Genomic DNA, 26,161 nt, shown 5'->3' with positions numbered 1-26,161 from the left:
TTTACCGAGTATGACAGCCAGAATTTAAGCCTATAACTTACACCCAGAGATAGTGGTCAACTAGCAACGCAATAAACAGCAGCATGAGGTGATAGATAGAGAACCTAAATACGTTCATTGCTAAGCCGGGCGTTTCATGGAACTTAAGTTGCCATGCTTTGTAGATAAAGCCTGCGCTTAATAGCGTAGAGCTGACCAGATACACAGGACCACACATGCCGACAAGCACTGGTAATAGGCAAGCAATGGCTAAAAGAATGGTATAGAGGAAAATACAGGTCTTAGTGAATTCAACTCCATGAGTGACTGGCAGCATCGGAATATCAACTTTGGCGTACTCGGCTCTTCGATGAATTGCTAACGCCCAAAAATGAGGTGGAGTCCATGCAAAAATAATGATCACTAGCAACAAAGCATTACCGTGAAACTCACCTGTGACCGAGGTCCAACCCAATAGAGGAGGCATGGCACCCGCAAGTCCTCCGACGACGATATTTTGCGGTGTTGCACGTTTCAAATAAGCAGTGTAAACCACGGCATAACCAATCAAACTGGCAAAGGTTAACCAAGCGGTTAACTCATTGACTAACGTATAAAGAATGACAAAGCCCAATATGCCAATACCAAAAGAGAACACCAGCGCTTTGGCGATAGAGACTTTGCCTTTGGGCAGTGGACGGTTATAGGTTCTTGCCATTAATCCATCAATACGGCGGTCGATAAGATGATTAAAGGCTGCTGCGGCACCTGCCATCATGCCAATCCCCGCCATACCGGCAATCAGTGGTTGTAATGGTACCGTCCCTGGCACAGCCAAGCACATTCCGACCAAAACAGTCAGTAGCATGAGTGCCACCACTTTGGGCTTGGTCATTTCATAATAGGCACGCCACTGGAAGAGTGGCGTAGCTGGGTTTCTGGGTAGTGTTATCTGTTTTTCCATGGCTGAAACCTCGTTATATTCACTCGTGGAACATAAATTAATTAAGTCGGTACATTGATTATTATTGCTTTTTATATCGTAAAACTGTCTCTAGTAAAGCGTTGCCGTTATGCCTTACGCCACAAGGCATAATTGATAAAGACTAACGTCAGTAATAACAAAGCCGCGCCAGCGTTATGGGATACTGCGATGCCCAAAGGCAAATGTAAAACCACATTGCTAATACCAAGAATGACTTGCAATACCACTAGCACGGCCAGTAACCATGCCGCATTGCGGATAGTTGAAGACAGCGCTTTAGTGACTAATCTGAAGGCTAAAAACAGCAACATGGCAGCGGTAATAATGGCACCAATACGATGTGCTACATGAATGGTCATGCGTGCTGAATAATCTAACACACCATATTCATAGCTTGGATGGTCGCCTTGAAACGGTGAAAATGCGCTGCTAAAATTTAAGTTATCGACCCAATTACCTTCGCAAATAGGCAGAGAGGTGCAAGCCAGTGCGGCATAGTTAGATGAAGTCCAACCGCCTAAAACAATTTGTAATAGCAGTACGCCGATGCACATCAAAGCCAAGGTTGATAACTTTCTTGCAGGCGCATCGCCGCCTGGGATCCGCAGTGGTTTACTGCGTAAATAAAGTAGCAGTAGTAACGAGAAAAGAGCGAATCCGCCAATCAGGTGCGACATCACTACAATGGGCATTAATTTCATGGTGACAGTCCACATGCCGAGCACTGCCTGAAAAACAATCAGTGCTGCGATGAACATAGGCAGCTTTTTCGGTGCGTCTGCTTTTCGTAGGCTCATGATTAAGATAACAAGCACCATTAAGCCTAATGCACCGGCAATGTAGCGATGGATCATCTCAAGCCATGCTTTATCAGCCTCAACGGTATATTCAGGAAAGGCATCTTTAACTGCCGTTAACTCATGGCTTGCTGTGGGAACCTTGATCATACCGTAGCATCCCGGCCAATCAGGGCAACCGAGACCAGCATCAGATAAACGCGTATACGCACCCATCATAATCACGCATAGAGTAAAAACTAAGGTGATCTTTAGCAGCGGCTTAATATCCATTAGCCAATCCTCGACAGTTTAAGCATCTTCCTTAAATCGGCAATGATGGCTTTGCCTTGCATTATTTGTGCTTGATGATCGGTTGTTATGGGGTAACTCATCACCATACTGCCGAGGGGGTCAACAATGATGAACTCTTGATTGTTGAGTAGTTTGCTCAAAGCTACATTAGGGGTGGCAGTGACAAAATCAAATGACTCGAGCGCTGCAAGATCACTGTGCTCATTTAGCATAATAATCGTATGAACTCGATCTTGATTTCGCCCGAGTGCAGTATGGCTCTGTTGTAAAATATACAGTCTATCTTTGCAGGTGTTATCGCAAATGGTGGGTAGCTGATAGAGCAGTTGCCACTCTTGAGGTTGGGGGTTGGGCATGTCAAGACTTTGGTAGTTAATCCCAACGTTAAGCAGCTCGCCTTTGTTGGTTGCCCCACCGTTATACAGCTCAAAACTGAGGATCACTTTGGCAGCAATTACAGGGATAGCAAAAGCCAGGCATAGCAGTAATAAAATCTTTTTACCGTTCTTTTGGGGGGAGTTCATTCCATCTCCTCTATGTTATTTTATGTCTCGCATCACCTTTGCGGCCGCTTTACCCGTTTAAAGGAAAGTGGCCAGTCATTACCAATACAGCTTTGTGCTATAAGCAAAACTACGGCGATAGCGAACAGTTTAATATCAACACTTCCCGGAACGGCTAGGAAGTCTATTTTCTAACCTACATTGTCTATTCTTGCTTAGCAATAGCGATGTAAGTTTTTAATTTGGTTATTTATCTTGTTGTTTTAATTTGCGAAAAAGTAGATACAGCATGATGATCCCAAATACAGCAGCCATGCTAAACCATTGCACGGCGTACCCCTGATGTTTCTGCGCCGATAGCGGAATGGGTTGCCATGGATGAATGCGCGTATCGTTTGGGATATTGTTGGGTTGCAGTACCGCGCGCGCTAGCGGCTGGTCTATCAATAAGGCCAACTGCTCAATATTTAAGTTTTGAATACGCTTGGGCCAACCGAGTTCAGGCATTAAATCGGAGCTCATCGGGTTCATCTCTTTTTGGTAGACCCGACCCGTAAGCTGCAGAGGTTTTGTGATTGCTGCGACTTTGGGCAACACCGCACGATCAATGCCGCCTTGCGCAAATCCTAATTCGACTAATAACCAGGGTTTAGCGGGAGCAATTTCAAATGCTTGGTAAGCCAAATAACCGACTCTGCCATCGACCGTCTGATTATCGAGAAGAAAGACCTGTTTCAGAGTTGGTGTGGCTTGAGTGCTAAGTTTGTAGCCTGTTAGATTTTCATTGTTAGCTTGGGCGAGAAGCTGGTCAAAACTGAGCACCGTTGCGTTTTGACGTGCGCTCAGCGCAGCTTGCCATTGTTGCTTTTGCTCCGCGCGCTCCAACTGCCAGAAACCGAGCTTGACCAAAATAGAAAACACTATCAAAGTAGAAAGTACAATAAAGCACCAAGCACCCACAGCCCCTATATTAGGAAACTTAATGAATACACTATTGGTTTTTAAATTGGTTTTAGTACTGCTACTACTGTTCATATTAGTTAATTTAGGCCGTGCCTTGTTTGTGATGGTTAAAGGAGAAAAGAGTGTTCCTATGAGCCAATATTTGGGTCGCCGAGTTGTCTTTTCTGTGCTGGTGGTCATGTTGCTTTTATTGGCATTAGGGACTGGGATTATCACGCCCAATCCCAGACCTTATTAAGCCGTTATTTTTGTGCTATTTATGTTTAAATTAGAGTACATAAACAAATATAAATAGGCACAACCAAACTACGTCAACAAAGTGCCAATACCAGCTACCTGCTTGAAAAGCAAAGTGATGTTCTGGTGTGAAATGGCCTTTAAGCACTCTAAAAAACAGTACAATTAGAAACACAGTTCCTAAGGTCACGTGCATACCATGAAAGCCGGTAAGTAAGAAAAAGGTATTACCGTAGACGCCAGAATCCAGCGTCAGCCCCATCTCTTGGTAAGCGTGAATGTACTCCTCAGCTTGCAGGAATAAAAAGCCAATCCCCAACAAGATAGTGAATGCTAGCCAGATAGTGAGTGCTTTGCGTTTATTGCTCTCTAATCCAACGTGAGCAAAATGCAAAGTGACTGATGACGTTAGTAGGATCAATGTGTTGTATAGCGGTAATCCGGTCCAGCCCATGGCTTCAGTTGTGGTGCCTCCAGGCGTGGTAACCAGTGGCCACACGGCTTCAAATGCTGGCCAAAGCACTTCATGGGTCATCGCATTGTTTGATGCGCCGCCCAGCCAAGGTATAGCAATCATTCTGGCGTAGAACAGCGCACCAAAAAAGGCGCCGAAGAACATCACTTCTGAAAAGATAAACCAACTCATGCCTTGTCTAAATGAGCGATCCATCTGTTTTGAATAAAGACCTGCCATTGATTCTGCAATCACAGTTCTAAACCAGCCAAAAAGCATAAAAATAATGACCGCGATGCCAGCAAGCAAAATATAACCGCCGTTGCCGCCGCCGTTTTTTAATTCAGAGACATAGCTACCCGCACCAAATGCGATGAGGAAGAGTCCAACTGCACCAATAATCGGCCAAGCACTTTGTGCAGGCACATAATAAGGTTCGTGCTTGGTCGTCATGGTGTTGCTCCTTGCTCTACACTATCGACAGCGCCAATTAGCAGCCCGGTGTGCAGTGCTAGCACATTGTTCGGTACATATATTTTGTTCATCTTGCAGCTCCTTACTCTGCAACATTTTCGACATAGCCTTTGTCGGTGATGTTGTAGAGGGTATAAGAGAGGGTCAAGGTTGAAATGGAGTCCGGTAATTCAGGGTCCACATAAAAGATGAGTGGTAGATCTGCGCTAGCGTTTGCGGCTAACACTTGCTGATTGAAACAGAAACATTCAGTTTTATTAAAGTAGGCGGCGCCTAGTCCAGGAGATACTGACGGTATTGCTTGGCCAACGATGTGTTTCGCTGACAAATTCTTAGCAACAAAGTGGGTACGTATTAACTCTCCGGGGTGGACCTGCATGGTGTTCACTTCAGGTTTGAATTCCCAAGGCATATCACTTTGCACTTGGGAAACAAACTCAACAGTGACCGTTCTACTTTTATCTACCGTGATGGGCTTATAAACACTGGCAGTACTTTGGGTTTTGCCATTAATACCTAAGGTGTCGCACAGCACATCATATAAAGGCACCAAAGCAAAACCAAAGCCAAACATACCGACAGCGCCAAGCAGGAGCATACCGATAAGCTTACGATTAGACTTACTCTGTGCCTGATTCATCTCTACTTCACCTCAGGTGGTGTGGTAAATGAGTGATATGGCGCCGGACTTGGAATGGTCCATTCTAAACCTTCGGCTCCTTCCCAAGGCTTGGCAGGGGCTTTCTCACCACCGCGGATACACTTGATCACTACAGCCAAAAAGATAAATTGAGACAAACCAAAGGCAAAACCACCAATCGATACAATCTGGTTTACGTCAGCAAATTGAATCGCATAATCGGGGATTCGGCGAGGCATACCTGCTAACCCGAGGAAGTGCATTGGGAAAAACAGTACATTCACTGAGATAACTGAGCACCAAAAATGCCAGCGTCCTAAAGTTTCGCTGTACATGTTGCCGGTCCACTTAGGCAGCCAATAGTACGCTGCTGCCATGATGGAGAATATGGCTCCGGTGACAAGTACATAGTGGAAATGAGCCACCACGAAGTAGGTGTCGTGATACTGAAAATCAGCAGGGGTAATAGCCAACATCAAGCCTGAAAATCCGCCAATGGTAAAGAGTATGATAAACGCAACTGCGAATAGCATTGGGGTTTCAAAACTGATTGATCCGCGCCACATAGTCGCAACCCAGTTAAAGACTTTTACCCCCGTAGGTACTGCAATGAGCATAGTGCAATACATGAAGAAAAGCTCGGCAAACACCGGCATCCCCGTGGTAAACATGTGGTGTGCCCATACCAAAAATGACAGCACGGCGATACTCGCGGTGGCATACACCATCGACGCGTAACCAAATAATGGTTTGCGACTAAAGGCGGGAACGATGGCAGAGATAATACCGAAAGAGGGTAAGATCATGATGTAAACTTCAGGGTGGCCGAAGAACCAGAAAATATGCTGGAACATCACGGGATCACCACCACCTGCGGCATCAAAGAATGCAGTACCAAAATACTTATCGGTTAATACCATGGTGACGGTGCCCGCAAGCACCGGCATCACCGCGATCAACAAGAATGCGGTTATTAACCAGGTCCAAACAAATAACGGCAGCTTCATCCACGACATGCCGGGGGCGCGCATATTGACGATGGTGACGATAACGTTAATCGCCCCCATTATCGAACTTATCCCCATGATGTGAATGGCAAAAACGAACAGCGCAGTACTGTCTGGGCTATAAGTGGTCGATAGTGGCGCGTAGAAAGTCCAACCAAAGTTGGGCCCTCCACCTTCCATAAACAATGAGCTCAATAGAATTGTGAAAGCAAAAGGTAAGATCCAAAAGCTCCAGTTATTCATACGAGGCAGTGCCATGTCAGGTGCACCGATCATCATTGGAATAAGCCAGTTAGCCAAGCCTGTAAAGGCTGGCATAACCGCACCAAATACCATGACTAGGCCGTGCACTGTGGTCATCTGATTGAAAAAGTTAGGTTCGACTAACTGTAAACCGGGCTGAAATAACTCGGCGCGAATAACCATCGCCATCGCGCCACCCGTAAGGAACATAATAAAACTGAACCACAGGTAGAGCGTGCCGATATCTTTATGGTTGGTGGTTAAAATCCAGCGCATGATGCCTTTCGGCGCACCATGATGATGGTCATCATGGTGATCGTCCTGAGCTGCTGGTGAGTCTTGTGTGATTGTGCTCATTTTAATCCCTTACTTTCCGTGACCAACAACGTCAGAAGCTTGAACAGCATCACCTGAGTTATTACCCCATGCATTGCGCTCATAAGTCACCACAGCTGCAAGCTGTTGTGGTGTCAGTAGCGAGGTAAATGCCTGCATAGCAGTACCCGGTTTGCCATTGATAACAGTATCGAGATGACCCGTTACTGGGCCGGTAATCACTGCGCTCCCCACTAACGATGGAAAGGCGCCGGGTAAACCCGTTCCTGCCGCTTGGTGACAAGCAACACAACTGGTCATGTAGACTTTCTCTCCCATGACCATAAGCTCATCCATTGTTAAGTCATCTAAAGCCACAGCTTTAACTTGTTCTGCCTCAGGTAAGCTGGCAGGTAAAGTGACCGGGATTACGGTGTTGGGATCGCTGGATGCAGCTGGGCTTGAACTCGCGCTAGCAGAGCTCACATCCGCGGCTTGAACTGTATCGCCTGAGTTATTGCCCCAAGCATTACGCTCAAAAGTCACCACGGCAGCAATTTCAGTTGCAGTCAGCTGTTTAGCAAATGCTTGCATAGCAGTACCAGGCTTACCATTGACGACGATATCGACATGGGCGCCGACGGGGCCGGTGGTAATTGGGCTGCCAATAAGAGAAGGGAATACGCCAGGCAGACCTGCACCATTGGGTTGATGACATGCAGCACATTGAGCGAGATAGATTTGCTCACCTTGAGCCATGAGTTCGTCCATGGTTAAGGTTTGCGAAAGTGCGGCCTCTGCTTCAGCTTCAGCATTATTAGCTTGTTGCTGCTGGGCAAGTAACCACTTATCGAAGTCTGCTTCTGAAAGCGCTTCGACAACAATCGGCATAAATCCGTGGTCTTTACCGCACAATTCAGCGCATTGACCACGATAAATACCGGGCTTATCAATTCGTGTCCAAGCTTCATTGATAAAACCGGGGTTAGCATCTTTTTTGACAGCAAAAGCCGGGACCCACCATGAGTGGATAACGTCATCAGATGTCATCAAAAAGCGTACTTTACGATTAATGGGTAATACGAGATGTTTGTCTACTTCAAGCAAATAGTGTTCACCTTTAGCTTCGGTGCCCTCTATTTGTGCTCTAGGAGTCGACATTAAGCTATAAAACTCAACGTCTTTATCGAAATAGCTGTAATGCCACTTCCACTGCGAACCTGTTATTTTAATGGTGAGGTCAGCATTACTGGGGTCTTCCATTGCAATCAAGGTTTTGGTTGCGGGAATAGCCATGATTATAAGAATAATAAAAGGCACTACAGTCCATAAAATCTCGACTTTAGTACTTTCATGAAAGTTGGCGGCGACTGCGCCTTTTGATTTGCGATGGTTGATCATGGCATAAATCATTGCGCCAAAAACAACAATGCCAATAGCACAGCAGATATAAAGGATAATCATATGGAGGTTATAAACCTTACCACTGATCTCCGTCACGCCTTCTGTCATATTAAACGGCATTTCTGATGCAAACAGTGTAGGCGAAAATATTAGCGCCAACACACAGTACAACAATTGCTTCACTAGACTTCTCCTCTGTCAACAAGACAAAGAAGAGTCACACAGTAAGTCTCTGCTCTATGTAAACTCTTCAGTTCCCAAAAAAGCAACGATGACTTCAAAGTGCGCGAGTGGTTTATCCATCGTGTCGTTATGTTTCGACTATCGATTAGACTTTATATAATTTCAGTATTTTAATACTGGTTAGTGTAACCACACTGGCACCTACGGCTGAAATATATCAGGCCGATCTCAGTCTTCATATACTCTTTAAGGATCTACAGTCCATACATAAAGACCGACGACTAAATCGCTCGGATATAACAATATATCGTTGTTATCAGTACCTACCCTACTTGGTGTTGAAATATTGATCAAGATCACTTTTTGATTCATTTGCTTAGCAGCAGTAATAAAAAAGCTCCCGTTAAGGGAGCTTTGCTTTAGAGACTAGATTTGTAATAGAAAGAATTGCTTAATGGACTGCTGCGAACAGTGAACCTTGTTTAAACCGCTCGTCCTGTGTATTTATTGTGCTGTCAGGTAAGTGAGCATTCGCATTTTCAATAATGATACCCACCGCTTGAGCACTCTTTGCGACTAACTGCAGTCGTCTACTGTCTCGTGCATCGACTTCATTCGTCCAGGTTATTACCGCGCTTGATGTGCCACTCGTGAGCGCTTTTTCCATAGCCCAAAGTGTTTCGAATTCATCTTTTGCGTGTACCAGTAGGATTCTATCCATGCGGACGCCAGCAGAAGCGAGCATCTGTTTGTAACCGATATTAGGTGGGCTAATTAATACAATCCAGCGACCTTGTTGGCTCAGTTGAGCAAGTTGGCCACTAATCTGTTTTAATTCAGTGCGCCCCTGAGTGTGAGATACCATAGTTTCGATATCTGTATTTACCTTTTTAGACATAGCTTGAGCAGGTATATCTTGCCAAAGGCCAGGGTGACGCGGGCTTACACCTAATAATTTGTTCATTGCCAATCTCCATTACGGATCACGCCAACGGCTAAACCTTCAATACTTAAGCTTTGGTTTGCCAGATCAACTTCTATCGGTGAATAATCTTCATTCTCAGCATGTAAATAAACTTTATTGCCTTTCTTTTCAAAGCGTTTAACCGTGACTTCATCTTCTACTCGTGCCACCACAACTTGACCGTTGCTTGCATGTTGGATCTTATGCACTGCAAGCAAATCGCCTTCAAGTATGCCGATGTTTTTCATGCTGTCACCGCGTACTTTAAGCAGAAAGTCGGCTGACGGGCGGAACATGGTAGGATCAATTTTATAATGTTGCTCTACATGTTCTTGAGCCAGAATAGGTTCACCTGCGGCCACTTGACCAATAAGCGGTAAACCAAGGTCGGCATCTTCGGTATCATCTTGAATTAACTTAATTCCTCGAGAGGTACCTGGCATGATCTCAATACAGCCTTTCTTCGCTAAAGCTTTTAAGTGCTCTTCGGCTGCATTGGCAGATTTAAAGCCTAAACGTTTGGCTATTTCAGCACGGGTGGGTGGCATACCTGTGTCTGTAATATTGCGTTTAATTAGCTCTAAAATTTCAGCTTGACGTGGTGTAAGTGGTCTCATTATTAAGCCTGTCTTTCCATACAGTAACTGTCAGTATATACAGTATTTCTGTTCGCGCAAGTATTAACCAAATTTATGTTAAAGTTGAATTTATTAGCACTAGGGTGGGGCTGAGAGATTAAGGAGGGATGAACGAGATTTAATCCTGATAGGCAGGATATACATAGACTTATGATGGCTTAAGTCATTGTTCTATAAATACGCAAATGTTTCCGAGTGCCATTATAAAGCAATTGCGCAAACACTCCGAAATTCTGGTATTCTACGGGGTTATTAGAAGCGACTATACTGCAAGCGAATCATGTCGAAAAAAGACTCTCTTTGGTTTAAATCATTACGCTGGATCCAAAAAAAGCTCGTGCACACTATTGTAGTGCCTCATGATCCTTTTGAAGACCTCAATCTCGATCCAAGCAAGCCACTCGTTTATGTCATGAAAACAGAATCTGTTAGTGACATAGCAGCTCTTAGTGAGATAACCGGTAAATTCGGTTTACCTAGCCCATATAATGACTTAGAGGTTAACGGGGTGACTGCGCCGCGCGTTGTCTGCCTTGAAGGTAGCAAGCCTCTATTTGGCGAAAGAGAAAGTGCCGAACAGTATTTGCATTGCTTTAAGCGCCTATTGAGTGTGCATAAGCAAAATGAAGAATTAGATATTCAGCTAGTTCCTGTGAGTCTTTATTGGGGACGAACCCCAGGCAAAGAAGACGACACCATGCGCGCTGCTGTGTTGGAGCGTCAAAATCCGACTTGGTTACGCAAGTGCTTGATGATCTTGTTTCTCGGTCGACACAACTTTGTGCAGTTTTCTAATGCTGTTTCTCTGCGTTATATGGCAGACGAACATGGTACTGATAAGCGCATCGCACAAAAACTAGCCCGTGTCGCGCGAGTGCATTTTCAGCGTCAACGTAAAGTAATGACTGGGCCTCAGCTGCCTAAGCGCCAAGCTCTGTTCCATGCTTTGCTAAAGTCAGAATCAATTACCCGAGCCATTAAAGAAGAAGCGACAAATAAAAAAATCTCCGAATCAGAAGCGCGTGCAAAAGCGATGGAGTATCTAGATGAAGTCGCGGCGGATTACTCCGATAGCTTAGTGCGTATTACCGAGCGTTTTCTTACTTGGTTGTGGAATAAGCTTTATAAAGGTATCAATATTAAGGGTGCGGAGCAGGTTCGTCAGTTGCACCATGATGGTCATGAAATCGTCTATGTACCGTGTCATCGCAGCCACATGGATTATTTGTTGCTGTCTTACATCCTCTATTATCAAGGCATGGTGCCGCCGCATATTGCTGCCGGCATTAATCTTAACTTCTGGCCAGCAGGACCTATGTTCCGCCGTGGTGGCGCATTCTTTATTCGCCGAAGTTTTCGCGGTAATAAGCTCTATACCGCGGTATTCCGTGAATACCTCGATCAACTCTTTACTAAGGGTTATCCGGTTGAGTACTTTACCGAAGGTGGCCGCTCACGCACAGGTCGTTTATTGGCCCCTAAAACAGGCATGATCGCCATGACGCTTAACAGTGTACTGCGCGGTGTTGAACGTCCTGTCACTTTAGTGCCGGTTTATCTTGGTTATGACCATGTAATGGAAGTGGCGACTTATCACAAAGAATTAAGTGGTAAAAAGAAGAAGAAAGAGTCGGTTTGGCAAGTGTTTGGTGCGATTCGAAAGTTAGGTAATTTCGGCCAAGGCTATGTGAATTTTGGTAAGCCAATTACCTTACACAATTTCTTGAACGATGAAGTGCCAACGTGGCGTGAAGATATCGTCCAAGACCCAGAACAAAAGCAACCATGGTTTACACCAGCGGTGAACAAGTTGGCCAGAGAGGTGATGACTAACATTAACGATGCTGCTGCGGTAAGTGCAGTGACGTTAACCAGCTTAGTTTTGCTAGCATCTGAGCAAAATGCGTTAGAGCGTAGCCAGCTAGAAAAGCAGTTGGACCTTTATCTCACGTTATTAAAAGAGTTGCCTTATACCGAATACACATCGGTACCAGAAGGCAGCGGTAAAGACCTTGTATCTCATGGTCTGGAACTGAAAAAGATTAAAATTGAAAGTGATTCGCTTGGGGATATCATTTCCATCGATGATAGCATTGCAATTACAATGACTTATTATCGTAACAACATTATTCATTTAATGGTTGTCCCCTCGCTAATTGCCGCTTGCTTGCTGCGTAAAGAGCAGTGTACTCGTGATGATGTGCTTAGCTTTGTCAGTGATTTTTATCCGTTGCTGAAAGCGGAACTGTTTATGGGCATTGAGGATCCGGCAGCCTATACACACCGCATTCTAGATATTTTTGTCGCGCAAGGCTTAGTGGCTGAAAATGGTCATTTCACTGTTGCTGATAATAAGGTGAATAAGTTGCTGCTGTTGTCTGGCACGATAGACGAAACCATGCAACGTTACGCCATTTTGTTTAATTTGTTGGCAGTAAAACCGAACATGGAACGCTCGGAGCTTGAACGCGACAGCCACCGTCTTGCACAAAGGCTGGGAGCGCTTCACGGTATTACGGCGCCAGAGTTTTACGACAAGAAGCTATACGCCACGCTCAGCGTTAAATTAAAAGAGTTAGGTCATCTAACGGATAGCGAAGGGTGCAGTGATATCAAACGGATTAAAGACAGAGCCAATTTACTGCTGCGTTCATTGGTAAGGCAAACAATAGTCGATAGTGTTAATGCGGAGCAAAATAGCTAATGGCCAATCATATGAACGCGGCCAAGAATAAGTCTGCTGGAAAATCGGTGTTAGGCGGCGCAATGATCATCGCCGGCACCACTGTTGGAGCGGGCATGTTCTCGTTGCCTGTTGTGGGCGCTGGGATGTGGTTTGGCTATTCAATGCTGATGCTGGTTGGCATATGGTTTTGCATGTTGGTGTCGGGGCTGATGTTGCTCGAGACTAATTTGCACTTTAAACCGGGTGCGAGTTTTGACACATTAACGAAAACAACATTGGGTCAGTTCTGGCGTATCATCAACGGGCTCTCAATTGCCTTTGTACTGTATATTTTGACCTATGCTTACATTAGTGGCGGCAGCTCGATTGTTAACCATAGCCTTGCAGGGCTTGGGATTAACTTACCGCAAAGTATTGCCGGACTAATTTTTGCCGCCGTATTAGCGTCAATCGTTATTATCAGCACTAAAGCGGTCGATAGAATTACCACTATTATGCTGGGTGGTATGATTATTACGTTCTTTATTGCCGTAGGTAATCTGCTGATCGATGTGGATACCACTAAGTTGTTTGTGCCTGATGGCGAAACCAGTTATGCGCCATATTTACTTGCGGCTTTGCCCTTTGGCTTAGCAAGCTTTGGCTACCACGGTAACGTGCCTAGCCTGGTAAAGTATTACGGTAATCAACCAAAGACGATTATTAAAGCCATCTTCATTGGTACCTTCATCGCACTCGTTATTTATAGCTGCTGGTTAGTGGCGACCATGGGTAATATTCCACGCAGTCAGTTTATTGATATTATCGCTCAAGGCGGCAATATGGGCATATTGGTTGGGGCATTGTCAGAAGTGATAGCCAGTCGCTGGCTTAACACCATGTTGTCGTTATTTGCCAACCTTGCCGTTGCTTCATCATTCCTCGGTGTCACCTTAGGCTTATTTGATTACCTTGCGGATCTGTTTGGTTTTGATGAATCTCGTCAAGGCCGCTTAAAGACCGCCGCAGTAACATTTATACCGCCAACTATTTTGGGCTTGCTATTTCCCAACGGGTTCTTAATTGCTATTGGTTTTGCAGCATTAGCGGCAACTATTTGGGCAGCGATAGTCCCTGCTATGATGGCCTATAAATCACGACAAATATTTGCAGACAGTGACAGTTTTAAAGTGCCAGGTGGCACGCCTTTGATCGTCGTCATCATCATTTTTGGTTTGGTCACTGGCGCATGCCACTTACTGGCCATGGCTGGTATATTGCCCGTTTACGGTTAATCAGCATCATTCATCTGTATGATTAAAAAGCCTCTTTTATAGAGGCTTTTTGTTTTGTCGGTTTATCTTGCTCATATATTGCGTCGGGGTTTGCTTTCTAAAGCGAGCAAAGGAGCGACTGAAACTATGAGCATTTGCATAGCCTAAGCGTTGTGCTATCTCGGCTAAATCTTTTCCTTCCAACATGTATTTGATTGCTTGATTACACAATATATAACCCGATATGTGGGTGAAGCTAAAGCCTATTTTTAGCAAACGCCGTTGCAGTTGCTGCCCTGAGATCCCAAAGAGTTCTGCGACAGAAACCACCGTGGGTAGATCATAATAGCGAGCATAGTTGATCATTTCGTAGAGCACTTTGGGTAGGTCAGAGGGCTGTGGCATGTTCAAATAACTTTCAAGCTGAGCGAGTGACACTGAAGTGGTTAACGTCTCGGTGGGAAAATAATCCATCGGTGATGAACTGAATAAGTCGTCGATACTTATCCATAACTCAGTTTGTGCGGCATTCCAAGATACGGGGCAACCAAATATCGCTTCAGTCTCTTTTTGCTTAATCGGCGGGCCGCTGAGCTTGAGCTTTTTTAAAGTGTAATGATTGCCGGTAAAGTGTTTGATGGCATTAAACAAAGTGATCGCCACCCGCAGTGAATCATGTGAACGAGCCCTTTCTTTGGCATAAGGGTTGTTGTAGCACCATTTCAATATGTTACCTGATTGCAGCGCATAATAGCTTGCCCCAGAATGAAAGCTACAAATCCCATGGTTAATCCGCCGAAAACACAGGGCTAAATCAGGCGCCGACAAGAACCAGTTTCCCGGTATCTCTAGTGCCGAAATATCCAGGTAATGCTGAATTTTCACCATATAGTCGGTATCACCCGTTAGCATCTCTAGTTGTATAAACCATTTAGATACTTCGGTAAACGGGATGAGTGCCATTCGTTCGTCAAACAGAGCGGCTGGGATCGACAGCTCGTTTAAACTAATTCCATAGTGAGCTTCAACACCCTTAAAAACCGGCGCGATATAGCTAGAGCGGATAAATGCCGTATCCATTGTGATAACCATCTATATTTCGAATGTGGATACCATATTGAATCATAGAATAGAGCTAAATGATATATAGAGGTATCCTGGCTTGTTCTAATTTATAGACAGGGCAAACTGCTTTTTCAATCAGTCGATTTTAAGGTCTAGTTCCCTATGAGTTTATTCAGTATGCCGTTCGTCGATACCGGTGTTGATGCCGCTTTACATGGCGTTGCAGGTGTCGTGATGGTGCTGACAATTGCCGCTGCCGCATTTGGCTTCTGGAAGATCCATGAAATGCCTATTAACAAGGCCCATAAAAAACAGCACCAACAGATAGGGCTCATTACCGCGCTCACCTGGATAGGCTTTGTCTGGCATTGGGTGTGGGTCATTGCGGTGATTGTTGCGTTCGTTGATAGCGAAAAAGCATTGCGCCGTGTGCGAGATATCTGGCGAGAAAACAGTAACGATGACACGAGTGATAACAATGCAGAAATAAAGCCACTTGAGATAAATGAGGAGCAAACCAATGCTTGAAGGTTTAGCGGTTTGGGCTCTATTGATCTACCTGCTGCGTTTAGTCGGCATGCCGTGGAACACTTATAGTAAAAGCTTCGCTTATTTAGGCGGAACGGGGTGGCTGATGTTTGTTTGGGTTGGCCTGCTCAACTACACCCCAATGGACATGTCGGGTGGCTCTTTGGTGCAATCGCCACGTATTCAGTTACGGCCTGCCAATACCCAAATAAAAGGTAAGGTAGATAATATCTATGTACAACCCAATCAAACGATTGAGGCTGGTCAGTTAATCTATGATCTGGATGATGAGCCGTTTCAGATTGAGCTCAATAAGACGTTGGTGGCTAAACAGAGCGCAACAGTGGCACTGTCGCTAGCCAGCGAAGATGTGAAACTGGCACTGAAGCAACATGATGTCGCCATTGCTGATGTGAGCATTAGTCGTAATGAGCTGCATGCTGCAACTAAAGATCTACATTGGAAACAGAAAACGCTCGCCCGCTATATTGAGCAGAATCGCGTAGTGCCTGACACAGTGACCAAGAGTTTACTGGATGAACAACAAACGGCGGTCGATCTTGCCATGGCACAAGTGAACACCTATGGTAGCCAAATCGAAAAGGCAGTTACGGCTGAGCAAACGGCGCTACTCAATATTGAGAAGTCTCACCTTAACGTGCAAGGCCGTGAGTCGGACCTTAATAGCGAGATAGAAAATGTAGCGCAAGCACAGTGGAAGCTAGACAACACCAAGGTATACGCACCTGCGGACGGTTATGTCACTAACTTCATTATGCGTGAAGGTCAGTATGTTGGCGTTGCCCCTAGAATGCAGATGTATACCAACGAAAAATATGTGTTAATGCGAGTCAATCATCAGGCTATCCGTAATGTTAAAGTTGGCCAGATGGCGGAATTTTCCTCGGCTGTTTACCCTGGAAAAGTGTTTAATGCAGAAGTTGAAGGGATAGTCGAAGCCACGGGCGAGTCGCAAGGATCGTTACTGGGTTTTGATGACAATGTGAGGCAAACTACGGGGCTAAATGCCAGTAATAAGCACCATTTTGTCAGGCTAAAGCTGACCGAAACCGGTGACTATGATATTCCCGTAGGCTCTGTGGGGTTAGCTTGGATTTCGGGAACCAAACCCATCGCATTCCTTAATTTCTTGGACATTATTCGCGGTATCGTGATCAGAATGAAATCACAAATCTACTATTTTTATTCTTTATAATAAACGTCGGCCATGTGGGCTTCGAACTGAGACCGTGCATGGCTTTTATACTCAACGCCTTAGAAGCCCTCCTTTAAGAGGCTAGGCTCTGGTTAACTAAGCAAACACTCGATCTCTGCCATTCTTTTTGGCGATATAGAGCGCTTTGTCTGCTCGTTTTAGCGTCTGCTCAAAAGTGGACTCACCGTGATGCTCAGAGACGCCAATAGAGATGGTAATGTTGGCTGATTTGGTTGGAATTTGCGCGCTCTCTTTCCGGTTTGATTTACTGGTTAACATTCGCGAATCATTTCGTATAGCGATCTTATAATCCCTCACTTTAATTCTAATCTCCTCTAAGTGAGGCATAATCTCCTCCACGTCCTTATTGGGGAATACTATGGCAAATTCCTCGCCGCCATAACGGTAGACTTTACCCCCACCTCTAATTTTATTCAGTTTACAGGCGACCAACCGTAAAACTTGGTCGCCAATGTCGTGACCAAAATTGTCATTAAACTTTTTGAAATGGTCGATATCGACCATCGCTACGCTGTAGTGACTATTAAGTGACGGCGCCATGGTATTGAGTGCTCGACGAGAATAAAGCCCGGTGAGATCATCGCGGTAAGCCAACTGGTGAGACTCAAACAAGATGGCAAGCAGATAAACGAGAGCGAGCAAACAGAGTAGCAGTGCCAGTGGTAATTCAGCCGGTAAGTAAAATTGAAATAACCAAATAAACAAGGTGACAGTGATAGTCGAATCGATTCGGCTACCACGTGACACACAGCTAATGCAGGTGACCAGCGTTGCGATTCCTATTGGAACCTGCATCGGCGTTAGTAGCTCCAGTACAGTAGGGATCGTATTGGCAGGCGGTTGGTTAATAAAGGAAATCATCGCTATTGAGCCAAACGCGATGGCAAAACAAAGCGCGATACCGAGTATAATCTTGATTGAATACACTGAGAACAAGGCTCTATCGCGAGTTATCGCGAATAGCATAATGATTAATGTTCCGGCGAGAAAGATAGGTTCGCTTATTGGCTCAATAAGACTCGCGTCAACAATATCACCATACTCAAGCAGGTAATAGCTAAGCAGTAACAGTGCCAGGTAAGTGATGCGGCTAAAGTTAAATTGCAACGCCAACAACGCCGCCACTGGGAGCAGGTAGAGTGGCAGTTCACTTATTGTTGGCATCCACGCTTGCCAAATGTACTCATAATATTGCGCAGCGGCAATACCGCTGAACACAATAAAAATGGGCATAAAGAGGTAGCGGACGCTACGTAAAAATACCGACACTGAATATCCTTATAAATGGCCTCTTCAATATTATAGACGAGGCTCGCAGATATCAGTCATTAGTTGTCCTTTGAGATGTATATACCCGTTCTACTTTAAAGTGCATGTTTCAGAGCTGCTTGAGCGGGTTCAATTCAAGGCGCAGTGTTGTCATAATGGTGGTTCCCTTATAAGAGAATGCAACACGGAAGTGGATCCGCTCAGGCGCTCCCGTTGGGTGGGTTTAAAAGTGATTTATACTGCGTCACAGACCTTGGCAATAGACCTGCTATTCCACAACCGTCTTGGCCTTGTCTAAATCACTTTTAATTCCCACTGAAAGCAAGCATCTTGAGAGAGAACGGGGATATATACCCATCTAAGCAATTGACAAGTCTCACTCAATATTTTAATCAGCCAACAATGCCTCATTAGTTGGACAGTCCGCATAAATCAGTCTTAACTTCAAAGAGGGTAAACTGAGTTTGTGATGGGAATTAAAATGAAAATCGATCAATATTTTCAAGGCCAACCTTGCTGGGTAGAGTTAGCATCGTTAGATATTGCGGTCAGCAAGCCTTTTTATCACGCATTGTTTGCTTGGGATATTGTTGACATGCCCATCCCACAGGGTACCTATAGTATGTTCAATCTAGAGGGGGACGATCTCGGGGCTATGTATCAATTGCCTGTTGAGATGATCAAAACGGGTGAATTAAGCCAATGGCTGATCTACTTTGCTGTAGAGGATCTCGATAATACGTTGGTGGATGTGGCAGGTGCAGGCGGCACCATAGTGCTTGGGCCTCATGATGTTGGTGAGGCAGGAAGAATGGCAGTGATTACTGATCCTGAAGGTGCAAAGTTTGCGCTATGGCAGGCCAACAATCATATGGGCGCTCAGCGCGCTGGTGAGAAAGGTACTTTATGCTGGGTGGAACTGGCTTGTCGTCAGCCTAAGATCGCAAAGCCTTTTTACTCTCATGTCTTTGGATGGGGCTCGCGAGTGACGGACATGGATGGTATGGAGTACACCGCGTGGCAGGTTGGAAGCCAAGAGGTTGGCGGTATGATGACAATGACTGACGAGTGGGGCGATATGCGAGCCCATTGGATGAGCTATTTTACCGTCGGCGATTGTGATGCAAAAGCACTGCAAGTGGTTGAACTTGGCGGCGCGATTTGCGTTCCTCCGACCGATATAGCCAATGTGGGTCGTTTTGCTGTGGTCAATGATCCTAATGGTGCCGTGTTCTCGATCATTGAACTGAAAATCGCGTAAACATCAGTTTTGTGTGAGTAATTGTAAATTAATGGTTTTTTATGTTGTCTAATCTTTATTGTTTGGTTAATTTGTTTGGCTCCGTAGGACGGAGCCTAATCAAAGATGGTTATTTGATTATTAATAAAATTAATTTAGGGAAGACTACAAATGGTAAAGAAATGGATTGGCTTGATGTTGCCTATTGTATTGGTTAGCGTGATGGGATGTGCGTCAACTAGCGACTCAGAGAGTGGAAATGAGACTGTTGAAAAATCAAAGAAAAGCTGTCAAAAAGTGAAAACAACTGGTTCACGGTTAAGTCGCTGTCACTAGCCTTTATGAGTAAAACATAAAAAAGCACTGCTCTAGGCAGTGCTTTTTTGTTTTAGGACTAAAGCAAAGCATTACTCATTATTAGTGGTGATGCCTTTATCTAGATTTCTGCCATAGATAAGCAGGTAAATAGCAGGAATAACAAATAGCGACAGTAATGGTGCGGTCACCATACCGCCGACCATAGGGGCTGCGATTTTCTGCATCACTTCATTACCTGTACCACTACCCCACATGATCGGTAGTAAACCGAAAAAGATCGTCGCTACGGTCATGGCCTTAGGGCGAATACGCATCACGGCTCCGTGGATCAGTGCTTCAGATAAATCGCTACGTTGATTGTATTGCCCTGCTGCTTTGCGATCTCTGATGCTGTTATTCAGGTATACCTGCATCACCACACCAAACTCTGCTGCCACACCTGCAAGTGCAATCATGCCCACCGATACTGCAACCGAGAAATTGAAGTCCAAAAAGTACAACAACCATGCGCTACCCACGAGTGAAAAGGGCAGGCTGAGCATGATCACTGACGCTTGGATGAACGAGCTGAACGTCATCATCAGTAGCATAAAAATCACGATCAGCATCAGTGGTACAACCAACTCCATTTTGGCTTCGACTCGCTGCATATACTCATACTGCCCGGCAAAGGTGTAGCTATAGCGTGATGGTAGCTGGATCTGCTCATCAAGTGCTGTTCTTGCTGCCTTAATGTATTCACCAATAGAGATATCTTTTAAGTCAACAAACACCCAACTGATTAAGCGACCATTTTCACTTGCCAACATGGGGGCACCATCGCTTACAGTAATACTCGCTAAATTGCCTAAAGGTAAGTATTTACCGGTTTTAGTCATTACCGGTAAATCCTTGAGTTTCTCAAGACTATCGCGCAGTTCGCGCGGGTAACGAATATTGATGGGATAGCGCTCTTGGCCTTGAATCGATTGGCCAACTTGCATACCACCAATGGCCATTTGCACCACGTCTTGGATATCTCTAAGTGTCATCCCGTAGCGAGCCGCATTCTTAAGATCCGGTTCAATATCGATATAACGTCCACCACTGGTACGTTGGGCAAATGCCGATGCGGTGCCTGGCAGCTTGCTAACCACAGCCTCAATCTCTGTCCCAATCCGTTGTAGCTCATCGATATCGGCGCCTGATATTTTGATGCCGACAGGCGTTCTCACCCCTGTAGAAAGCATATCAATACGGGTTTTGATAGGCTGCACCCATGCGTTGGTCATGCCTGGTACTTTGACGGTTTTTTGCAATTCAGCAATAATCCCCTCAAGTGTCATCCCTTCTCGCCATGTCTCTGGCGGGTTAAGCATGATGGTGGTTTCTAACATAGTTAACGGCGCGGGATCGGTTGCCGTCATTGCGCGGCCGACCTTACCAAATACCCGTTTAACTTCAGGCACGGTTTTAATCAATCGGTCTGTTTGTTGTAAGATCTCGGCCGCTTTACCCGCACTGACGCTGGGTAAGGTGGTCGGCATATAGAGTAAGTCACCCTCTTCAAGCTCTGGCATAAACTCGCTACCCATTTTCGTCATTGGGTATACAGCACTGCCAAGGGCCACAATAGCCAGCAAAATCGTGACTTTAGGAAAACGTAATACCAAGCGTAGCATTGGCTCGTATATCGCAATCAATACTCGGCTGATGGGGTTTCTGCGTTCGTCAGGAATTTTGCCGCGAACAAAGTAACCCATTAATACCGGGATCAAGGTGATCGCCAATATCGCACTGGCCGCCATGGCGAAGGTTTTAGTAAATGCCAGTGGATGGAATAAACGTCCCTCTTGCGCTTCAAGTGCAAATACAGGCACAAAGCTCAATGTGATGATCAGCAAACTGAAAAACAGCGCTGGCCCAACTTCAACTGAGGCTTGCCGGATGAGCTCCCAATGAGCATCGCCTGTTGGCGCTTCACCGTTATGTTTTTCACGATAGTGCTCTAGGTGCTTATGGGTGTTTTCGACCATCACAATGGCGGCGTCCACCACGGCACCAATGGCGATGGCAATCCCCCCTAGACTCATAATGTTGGCGTTAACACCAATAATATTCATCACGATAAAGCTGATTAATATCGAGATTGGCAGTGAAATAATCGCCACCAGTGTCGAGCGGGCATGCAGCAAGAAGACGAGACAAATAATGCCAACCACTAACATCTCTTCTAGCACTTTATGTGTCAGGTTCTCTACCGAATTGAGGATCAGTGTTGAGCGATCGTAAGTGATCACTAACTCAACCCCATCGGGTAAACCATTTTCAATCTCTTTTAGCTTATCTTTTACATTGTTGATGGTGGCTAGCGCGTTTTCGCCGTAGCGCATCACTACAATGCCGCCAACGACTTCGCCTTCACCATCCAACTCGGCGATGCCACGGCGAGCGGCTGGACCGGTACGCAGCTGCGCGACATCTTTCATCAAGATAGGGGTGCCAGACTCAGACACTATGCCGAGCGGGATCTCTTCAAAATCATCTAAGGTTTGGCGGTAGCCAGACGACGTGATCATGTACTCCGCTTCTGCCATCTCAATGACAGAACCGCCCGTTGAGCTGTTGGAGTTGTCTAAGGCATTTTTAACCGTCATCAAATCGATTTGATATAGGGCTAACTTATGCGGATCGACAATGATTTGATACGACTGCTCCATACCACCGATAGTGGCTATTTCTGATACGCCCTCAACGCTTTGTAACTCAAGCTTTAAGAACCAATCTTGCAAAGAGCGCAACTGAGCGAGGTCATGTTGACCCTTGCGATCGACCAAGGCATATTGAAATACCCAGCCTACTCCCGAGGCATCAGGCCCTAGGGTAGGTGTTACGCTGGCTGGCAGCTGTCCTTGGGTTTGCGACAAGTACTCCAATACTCGAGATCGTGCCCAATAGATATCGGTGCCGTCTTCAAAAATAATGTAGACGTAAGAGTCGCCAAACATTGAAAAGCCACGGACGGTCTTCGCACCAGGCACGGCCAACATGGCAGTTGATAATGGATAAGTGATCTGGTCTTCTACCAACTGTGGTGCTTGCCCTGGGTAAGAGGTTTTCACAATCACTTGCACATCTGATAGATCGGGTAATGCATCAAGGGGTGTCATGCGCATAGCTTGGTAGCCAATTAAGGCGATTATCGCAGTAAGCGCTAACACCATCACCCGCTGTTTAATCGCGGCGCTAATAATTTTCTCTAACATATCGTAGCCCTCCGATTAATGACTTGCGTGTGGATCGTCAGTAACATTGCTATTACTGCCACTTAAGCGCTGCAAACTGCCCTGAATACTGGCTTCTGAATCCAATAAGAATTGGCCAGACACTATCACTTTATCGCCAGCTTTTAGCCCTTCGATAATTTCAGCTTTTCCTTGGGAAATTATGCCCACTTTTACGCTGACAGAGGTAAATTTATTATCGTCTCGTTGCACCACGACTCGGTTCTCTCGGCCGGTAAGAATGAGCGCCTCGGTAGGAATGGACAGTACATTTTTCTTTGGACCACCAAAGAGCGTGACATCAACTAAGGTGCCTGGCTTGAGTAGTTTTTCGGTATTTTCTAGCTTGATACGTACTCGCATTGCCCGCGAGACAGGATCCAGCTCTGGGTAGATGTAATCAATAGTCGATTCCAAATCAAACAAACCTTGAGAGGCGGAAGTGACCTCCACGGGGCGACCTTGTTCTAGCCAGCTTTGTTCGTTTTCAAACACGTCGGCAATTACCCACACACTGCTTAAATCAACAATTTCAAACAGCGTATTGCCAGGTTCAACATACATCCCATGGCGTACTGACAAGAGACTAACAAAACCATCTTGGTCGGCGTAATAAGGGACGCGATAAGTAGTTTCACCAGTTTGCTCTAAATGCTTGATGGTATTGGAGCTAACGCCTAATAGTTCGAGACGTAAACGCGCTTTGCGCAGTAATCCTGCACCGCGATTCTTGTCTTGTTTGAGGTAATCGATAGCTTGCATGTAATCGTCTTGCGCATTAATGAGTTCTGGAGAGTACAATTCATAAAGAAGTTGCCCTTTCTTTACGCGTTGACCAACGGTATGCACCATTAAGGTTTCAATCCAGCCGCTAACGCGTGTATGCGCATGGCCTATAGCGTTTTCATTGTATTGCACGGTACCAATGGTCTTGACCTGCTTCCACAGAGTGCCCTCGGTGACTTGCTCGCTGCGCATGCCAAGAGCTTGCTGCATGCCGCCGGATACGCCGACAACGACCTCTTCAGTAACCCCACCTACAGTGACCTTTTCTAAGTTCATGCCGCATATAGGGCAAGTGCCTGGCACGTCAGAAACGACGTGAGGATGCATTGGGCAGACATATTTTATATTGCCATCCCCATTTGATTGAGCGGCAGGAATTAACGTCGGTTTTGGCTGACTTAGCAATTTCTCTGCTTTAGTTTGTGGCGCAACGGCTATTTTAGAGGCGTCACTTTGATGACTTGCATGATCGTGGCCAGCATGTTCATTAGGGAGAGCTTCCTCCTCCTCTTCCTTGACTAAAAACATGTTACATTTTGGACATCGACCCGGTTCATGGCTCGTGACTTCGGGGTGCATGGGGCAGTAGTAATCTTTGTTCACTGCTGCGACAGTATCTGCTATTGATGTTCCACTCGATGATTCATCTTTGACGAGGAACATCTTACATATAGAACAACGGCCAGCTTCATGGCTGGTCTCTTCTGGATGCATTGGGCAGTAATATTCAGCGTTATGTTGCTGATTTTGTACTGTGGTTTCAGATTGCTCTTGTGATAGAGCTTGGCTGTAGCCAAGTATCGGGGTTGCAGCAACTAATAAGCTGCTTAGCGCACACACTGCGTTTTTACGAAACTGTTTTGATTTGAATAAACTCATAATGCCTTATCTCCACCCTAGCTTTTAGTGATGCATGTGACTTTTTTTATCGGCGTTTTCGCTATTTGCGATAGGCGTTAAGTCCATGCCACATTTAGGGCAGCTATCACCCGCTTTACCCGTAATTGCAGGGTTCATTGGACATGCGTGAGTGTCAGCAGTCATCTTATGATGAGCTGTCTTTCCCTTTTTTGGGCAAGAATCACAGTTATGTCCAGCGGCTTTTGTTGCTTTCAAGTCCATACCGCATTTAGGGCAAGAGTCGCCCTTAGCGCCGGTGACTTCAGGATGCATTGGGCAAGCGTAGCTTTGACTCTGCTCGGCGCCGTGATCATGTGCATGCGCTGATACAGCAGGTGCCCAGGTTAAAAACAAAAAGGTAGTTAATACCATGCTAATAAAGGTTTTCATAACTTAACTCCATCAAAGAGATGGCCGAATGCTGTAAGTGCTAATGCACAAAACAATTAACGGCTTAAATAATTGCTTAATAAGAATAAATAACGTTTTAAAAATGTAGAGACAGGGGGGCGTCTCGATTTACGCTATTGGAGGTCTTAAATCTTGTGGCAATGAGATAGAGTGGAAATGAGGCATTGGAGTGGCCATTGCAATATCGGAGGTGTTGTTGCCAGGCCATGACAACACATTAAACAGTGAACCTGTTACTGAAATTACCAAGCAATGGTTACAATCACTCTGGCATGATCCGTTGCCGTTGCAGCAATTCTTAGAGTTGCCGGGAAGCATTTGCGTATTCTCATCAGAATCACAGCAATGAGTGTTGCTATCTATTTGCTGTTGGTGGCATTCAGCCCCATCTTGCATGCTCATCATTGGCATATCATCAGCCATCGCATTCGGTACCATCAATGATCCATTAGATAGCATTAGCTGACTCAACAAAGCGAGTAGCGTAAAGGCTATTAATGTATGACGGCGAAGGATGCTAAACATGATGGTTCCAAGTAATGTGCTTTGATTAGTCTAACACAGCAAAAAAGTTACACATTGATAAAGTTCACAAATTCACTTTATCAATGTGTTAACAGCAGCGGGAGCTAGATTACTATTTTTGCAGTAATATTTTAGCCATCAGTTGGCTATGAGTCATCAATGCGACCTGTTTCTCGCTACCGCTATCATCGGTTAACTTAATATAAGGCGAGTTGATAAACTGGTAAGCATCCTCTTCAGATAAAATACTCGGGGTGATCGCTTCATAGTTAGCGGCCGTTTCCAGATCGATATAGAGATATAGCGGTTCAGAGCGGACCCAATTAGAGTCATCGGCATTTGATTCAAAAAGATCGCGGTACTGTAGCTCAATTAAGTTTTGACCGTTCTCCAGTTGCAGGTATCGACTGTCAACATTATTTAACCCATTCACTCCGAGTACTTCAAGTGATTCAGGAAAAGAAACAGAGGCTGCCATACTGGTGAAACTGGCAAGAGAAAGTGCGATAACGCTGATAAATTTTTTCATAATAAACTCCAAACAAAACCGGTAACCATGGGCTGAATGCCTATGGATAAATTACATAGATGTAAATTGCG

The 26,161-nt window shown here is 45.3% G+C and carries 23 protein-coding genes; 6 read left to right on the top strand and 17 right to left on the bottom strand.

Annotated features, from left to right (window positions below; all coding sequences use genetic code 11):
* Positions 1-37: 37 nt before the first annotated feature.
* The 4 genes from cyoE to CXF86_RS20540 form a co-directional block, all read right to left on the bottom strand.
* Positions 38-943 carry a heme o synthase gene (gene cyoE, locus CXF86_RS20555; RefSeq protein ID WP_101090763.1) on the bottom strand — a complete coding sequence of 302 codons (906 nt, stop codon included), beginning with the start codon at positions 941-943 and terminating at the stop codon, positions 38-40.
* Positions 944-1,050: 107 nt separating this feature from the next.
* A complete protein-coding gene (locus tag CXF86_RS20550) occupies positions 1,051-2,034 on the bottom strand; it encodes a COX15/CtaA family protein (protein WP_101090760.1) in 984 nt (327 codons plus the stop codon).
* On the bottom strand, positions 2,034-2,579 hold the full coding sequence (locus tag CXF86_RS20545; RefSeq protein ID WP_101090759.1) for a hypothetical protein: 546 nt from the start codon (positions 2,577-2,579) through the stop codon (positions 2,034-2,036). The genes CXF86_RS20550 and CXF86_RS20545 overlap by 1 nt, the downstream gene beginning before the upstream one ends.
* Positions 2,580-2,804: 225 nt before the next feature.
* Positions 2,805-3,593, bottom strand: a complete 789-nt coding sequence (locus CXF86_RS20540; protein WP_101090758.1) for an SURF1 family protein — start codon at positions 3,591-3,593, stop codon at positions 2,805-2,807.
* On the opposite strand from CXF86_RS20540, the gene CXF86_RS20535 reads away from it, so the two are divergent.
* Positions 3,541-3,759, top strand: coding sequence for a DUF2909 family protein (locus tag CXF86_RS20535; RefSeq protein WP_101090757.1), 219 nt, complete (start codon positions 3,541-3,543; stop codon positions 3,757-3,759). The genes CXF86_RS20540 and CXF86_RS20535 overlap by 53 nt on opposite strands.
* 30 nt (positions 3,760-3,789) lie before the next feature.
* Here CXF86_RS20535 and CXF86_RS20530 read toward each other — a convergent pair whose 3' ends face one another.
* From CXF86_RS20530 to lexA, 6 genes are all read right to left on the bottom strand, one after another.
* The gene (locus tag CXF86_RS20530) at positions 3,790-4,665 is read right to left on the bottom strand and encodes a cytochrome c oxidase subunit 3 (RefSeq protein WP_102039907.1); all 876 of its coding nucleotides are present in this window, start codon (positions 4,663-4,665) and stop codon (positions 3,790-3,792) included.
* A gap of 103 nt (positions 4,666-4,768) precedes the next feature.
* Positions 4,769-5,326 (bottom strand): cytochrome c oxidase assembly protein, encoded by a 558-nt coding sequence (locus CXF86_RS20525; RefSeq protein ID WP_101090755.1) that lies wholly within the window; start codon positions 5,324-5,326, stop codon positions 4,769-4,771.
* A gap of 2 nt (positions 5,327-5,328) precedes the next feature.
* Complete coding sequence (ctaD, locus tag CXF86_RS20520; RefSeq protein ID WP_101090754.1) at positions 5,329-6,933, bottom strand: cytochrome c oxidase subunit I; 1,605 nt, start codon at positions 6,931-6,933, stop codon at positions 5,329-5,331.
* A gap of 9 nt (positions 6,934-6,942) precedes the next feature.
* Positions 6,943-8,478: a cytochrome c oxidase subunit II gene (gene coxB, locus CXF86_RS20515; protein WP_101090753.1), complete on the bottom strand. Its 1,536-nt coding sequence runs from the start codon at positions 8,476-8,478 to the stop codon at positions 6,943-6,945.
* A gap of 451 nt (positions 8,479-8,929) precedes the next feature.
* The gene (locus tag CXF86_RS20510; RefSeq protein WP_101090752.1) at positions 8,930-9,442 is read right to left on the bottom strand and encodes a cell division inhibitor SulA; all 513 of its coding nucleotides are present in this window, start codon (positions 9,440-9,442) and stop codon (positions 8,930-8,932) included.
* On the bottom strand, positions 9,439-10,059 hold the full coding sequence (lexA, locus tag CXF86_RS20505) for a transcriptional repressor LexA (RefSeq protein WP_101090751.1): 621 nt from the start codon (positions 10,057-10,059) through the stop codon (positions 9,439-9,441). The genes CXF86_RS20510 and lexA overlap by 4 nt, the downstream gene beginning before the upstream one ends.
* A gap of 301 nt (positions 10,060-10,360) precedes the next feature.
* Here lexA and plsB point away from each other — a divergent pair, with 301 nt between their 5' ends.
* Together plsB and mtr are read left to right on the top strand one after the other, a co-directional pair.
* Positions 10,361-12,784, top strand: coding sequence for a glycerol-3-phosphate 1-O-acyltransferase PlsB (gene plsB / locus CXF86_RS20500; RefSeq protein ID WP_101090750.1), 2,424 nt, complete (start codon positions 10,361-10,363; stop codon positions 12,782-12,784).
* A complete protein-coding gene (gene mtr, locus CXF86_RS20495) occupies positions 12,784-14,040 on the top strand; it encodes a tryptophan permease (RefSeq protein WP_102039906.1) in 1,257 nt (418 codons plus the stop codon). Before plsB ends, mtr begins: the two co-directional genes overlap by 1 nt.
* Positions 14,041-14,076: 36 nt before the next feature.
* Here the strand turns inward: mtr and CXF86_RS20490 are convergent, their stop codons facing one another.
* Positions 14,077-15,099, bottom strand: coding sequence for an AraC family transcriptional regulator (locus CXF86_RS20490; protein WP_232775018.1), 1,023 nt, complete (start codon positions 15,097-15,099; stop codon positions 14,077-14,079).
* A 147-nt stretch (positions 15,100-15,246) separates the two neighbouring features.
* Between CXF86_RS20490 and CXF86_RS20485 the strand changes: the two genes are divergently transcribed.
* Positions 15,247-15,612, top strand: coding sequence for an MFS transporter (locus tag CXF86_RS20485; RefSeq protein WP_101090748.1), 366 nt, complete (start codon positions 15,247-15,249; stop codon positions 15,610-15,612).
* A complete protein-coding gene (locus CXF86_RS20480; RefSeq protein WP_101090747.1) occupies positions 15,605-16,828 on the top strand; it encodes an HlyD family secretion protein in 1,224 nt (407 codons plus the stop codon). The genes CXF86_RS20485 and CXF86_RS20480 overlap by 8 nt, the downstream gene beginning before the upstream one ends.
* A 96-nt stretch (positions 16,829-16,924) precedes the next feature.
* Here CXF86_RS20480 and CXF86_RS20475 read toward each other — a convergent pair whose 3' ends face one another.
* Positions 16,925-18,118 carry a GGDEF domain-containing protein gene (locus CXF86_RS20475; protein WP_101090746.1) on the bottom strand — a complete coding sequence of 398 codons (1,194 nt, stop codon included), beginning with the start codon at positions 18,116-18,118 and terminating at the stop codon, positions 16,925-16,927.
* Between the two features lie 481 nt (positions 18,119-18,599).
* Between CXF86_RS20475 and CXF86_RS20470 the strand changes: the two genes are divergently transcribed.
* A complete protein-coding gene (locus tag CXF86_RS20470) occupies positions 18,600-19,379 on the top strand; it encodes a VOC family protein (RefSeq protein WP_101090745.1) in 780 nt (259 codons plus the stop codon).
* Between the two features lie 386 nt (positions 19,380-19,765).
* Here CXF86_RS20470 and CXF86_RS20465 read toward each other — a convergent pair whose 3' ends face one another.
* The 5 genes from CXF86_RS20465 to CXF86_RS20445 all read right to left on the bottom strand — a co-directional run bounded on the left by CXF86_RS20465 (position 19,766) and on the right by CXF86_RS20445 (position 26,090).
* On the bottom strand, positions 19,766-22,921 hold the full coding sequence (locus CXF86_RS20465; RefSeq protein WP_102039905.1) for an efflux RND transporter permease subunit: 3,156 nt from the start codon (positions 22,919-22,921) through the stop codon (positions 19,766-19,768).
* A 15-nt stretch (positions 22,922-22,936) separates the two neighbouring features.
* Entirely contained in the window at positions 22,937-24,604 is a 1,668-nt protein-coding gene (locus tag CXF86_RS20460; RefSeq protein WP_101090743.1) for an efflux RND transporter periplasmic adaptor subunit, read from the bottom strand.
* A 24-nt stretch (positions 24,605-24,628) separates the two neighbouring features.
* Positions 24,629-25,015: a heavy metal-binding domain-containing protein gene (locus CXF86_RS20455; RefSeq protein WP_101090742.1), complete on the bottom strand. Its 387-nt coding sequence runs from the start codon at positions 25,013-25,015 to the stop codon at positions 24,629-24,631.
* A 129-nt stretch (positions 25,016-25,144) separates the two neighbouring features.
* Positions 25,145-25,561 carry a hypothetical protein gene (locus CXF86_RS20450; RefSeq protein WP_102039904.1) on the bottom strand — a complete coding sequence of 139 codons (417 nt, stop codon included), beginning with the start codon at positions 25,559-25,561 and terminating at the stop codon, positions 25,145-25,147.
* Between the two features lie 112 nt (positions 25,562-25,673).
* Entirely contained in the window at positions 25,674-26,090 is a 417-nt protein-coding gene (locus CXF86_RS20445; RefSeq protein WP_101090740.1) for a DUF2057 family protein, read from the bottom strand.
* Positions 26,091-26,161 lie beyond the last annotated feature (71 nt).

Origin of the sequence: Shewanella sp. GutCb (assembly GCF_002836135.1) — a bacterium.
In the GTDB taxonomy this organism is placed as follows: domain Bacteria; phylum Pseudomonadota; class Gammaproteobacteria; order Enterobacterales; family Shewanellaceae; genus Shewanella.
This window is presented reverse-complemented; position numbering and strand designations above follow the sequence as displayed.

Bases quoted from the DNA above. Each gene is read 5' to 3' on its own strand.
- cyoE (WP_101090763.1), bottom strand. From the start codon at position 943: ATGGAAAAACAGATAACACTACCCAGAAACCCAGCTACGCCACTCTTC.
- CXF86_RS20550 (WP_101090760.1), bottom strand. From the start codon at position 2,034: ATGGATATTAAGCCGCTGCTAAAGATCACCTTAGTTTTTACTCTATGC.
- CXF86_RS20545 (WP_101090759.1), bottom strand. From the start codon at position 2,579: ATGAACTCCCCCCAAAAGAACGGTAAAAAGATTTTATTACTGCTATGC.
- CXF86_RS20535 (WP_101090757.1), top strand. From the start codon at position 3,541: ATGAATACACTATTGGTTTTTAAATTGGTTTTAGTACTGCTACTACTG.
- CXF86_RS20540 (WP_101090758.1), bottom strand. From the start codon at position 3,593: ATGAACAGTAGTAGCAGTACTAAAACCAATTTAAAAACCAATAGTGTA.
- CXF86_RS20530 (WP_102039907.1), bottom strand. From the start codon at position 4,665: ATGACGACCAAGCACGAACCTTATTATGTGCCTGCACAAAGTGCTTGG.
- CXF86_RS20525 (WP_101090755.1), bottom strand. From the start codon at position 5,326: ATGAATCAGGCACAGAGTAAGTCTAATCGTAAGCTTATCGGTATGCTC.
- ctaD (WP_101090754.1), bottom strand. From the start codon at position 6,933: ATGAGCACAATCACACAAGACTCACCAGCAGCTCAGGACGATCACCAT.
- CXF86_RS20510 (WP_101090752.1), bottom strand. From the start codon at position 9,442: ATGAACAAATTATTAGGTGTAAGCCCGCGTCACCCTGGCCTTTGGCAA.
- lexA (WP_101090751.1), bottom strand. From the start codon at position 10,059: ATGAGACCACTTACACCACGTCAAGCTGAAATTTTAGAGCTAATTAAA.
- plsB (WP_101090750.1), top strand. From the start codon at position 10,361: ATGTCGAAAAAAGACTCTCTTTGGTTTAAATCATTACGCTGGATCCAA.
- mtr (WP_102039906.1), top strand. From the start codon at position 12,784: ATGGCCAATCATATGAACGCGGCCAAGAATAAGTCTGCTGGAAAATCG.
- CXF86_RS20490 (WP_232775018.1), bottom strand. From the start codon at position 15,099: ATGGATACGGCATTTATCCGCTCTAGCTATATCGCGCCGGTTTTTAAG.
- CXF86_RS20485 (WP_101090748.1), top strand. From the start codon at position 15,247: ATGAGTTTATTCAGTATGCCGTTCGTCGATACCGGTGTTGATGCCGCT.
- CXF86_RS20480 (WP_101090747.1), top strand. From the start codon at position 15,605: ATGCTTGAAGGTTTAGCGGTTTGGGCTCTATTGATCTACCTGCTGCGT.
- CXF86_RS20470 (WP_101090745.1), top strand. From the start codon at position 18,600: ATGAAAATCGATCAATATTTTCAAGGCCAACCTTGCTGGGTAGAGTTA.
- CXF86_RS20465 (WP_102039905.1), bottom strand. From the start codon at position 22,921: ATGTTAGAGAAAATTATTAGCGCCGCGATTAAACAGCGGGTGATGGTG.
- CXF86_RS20460 (WP_101090743.1), bottom strand. From the start codon at position 24,604: ATGAGTTTATTCAAATCAAAACAGTTTCGTAAAAACGCAGTGTGTGCG.
- CXF86_RS20455 (WP_101090742.1), bottom strand. From the start codon at position 25,015: ATGAAAACCTTTATTAGCATGGTATTAACTACCTTTTTGTTTTTAACC.
- CXF86_RS20450 (WP_102039904.1), bottom strand. From the start codon at position 25,561: ATGTTTAGCATCCTTCGCCGTCATACATTAATAGCCTTTACGCTACTC.
- CXF86_RS20445 (WP_101090740.1), bottom strand. From the start codon at position 26,090: ATGAAAAAATTTATCAGCGTTATCGCACTTTCTCTTGCCAGTTTCACC.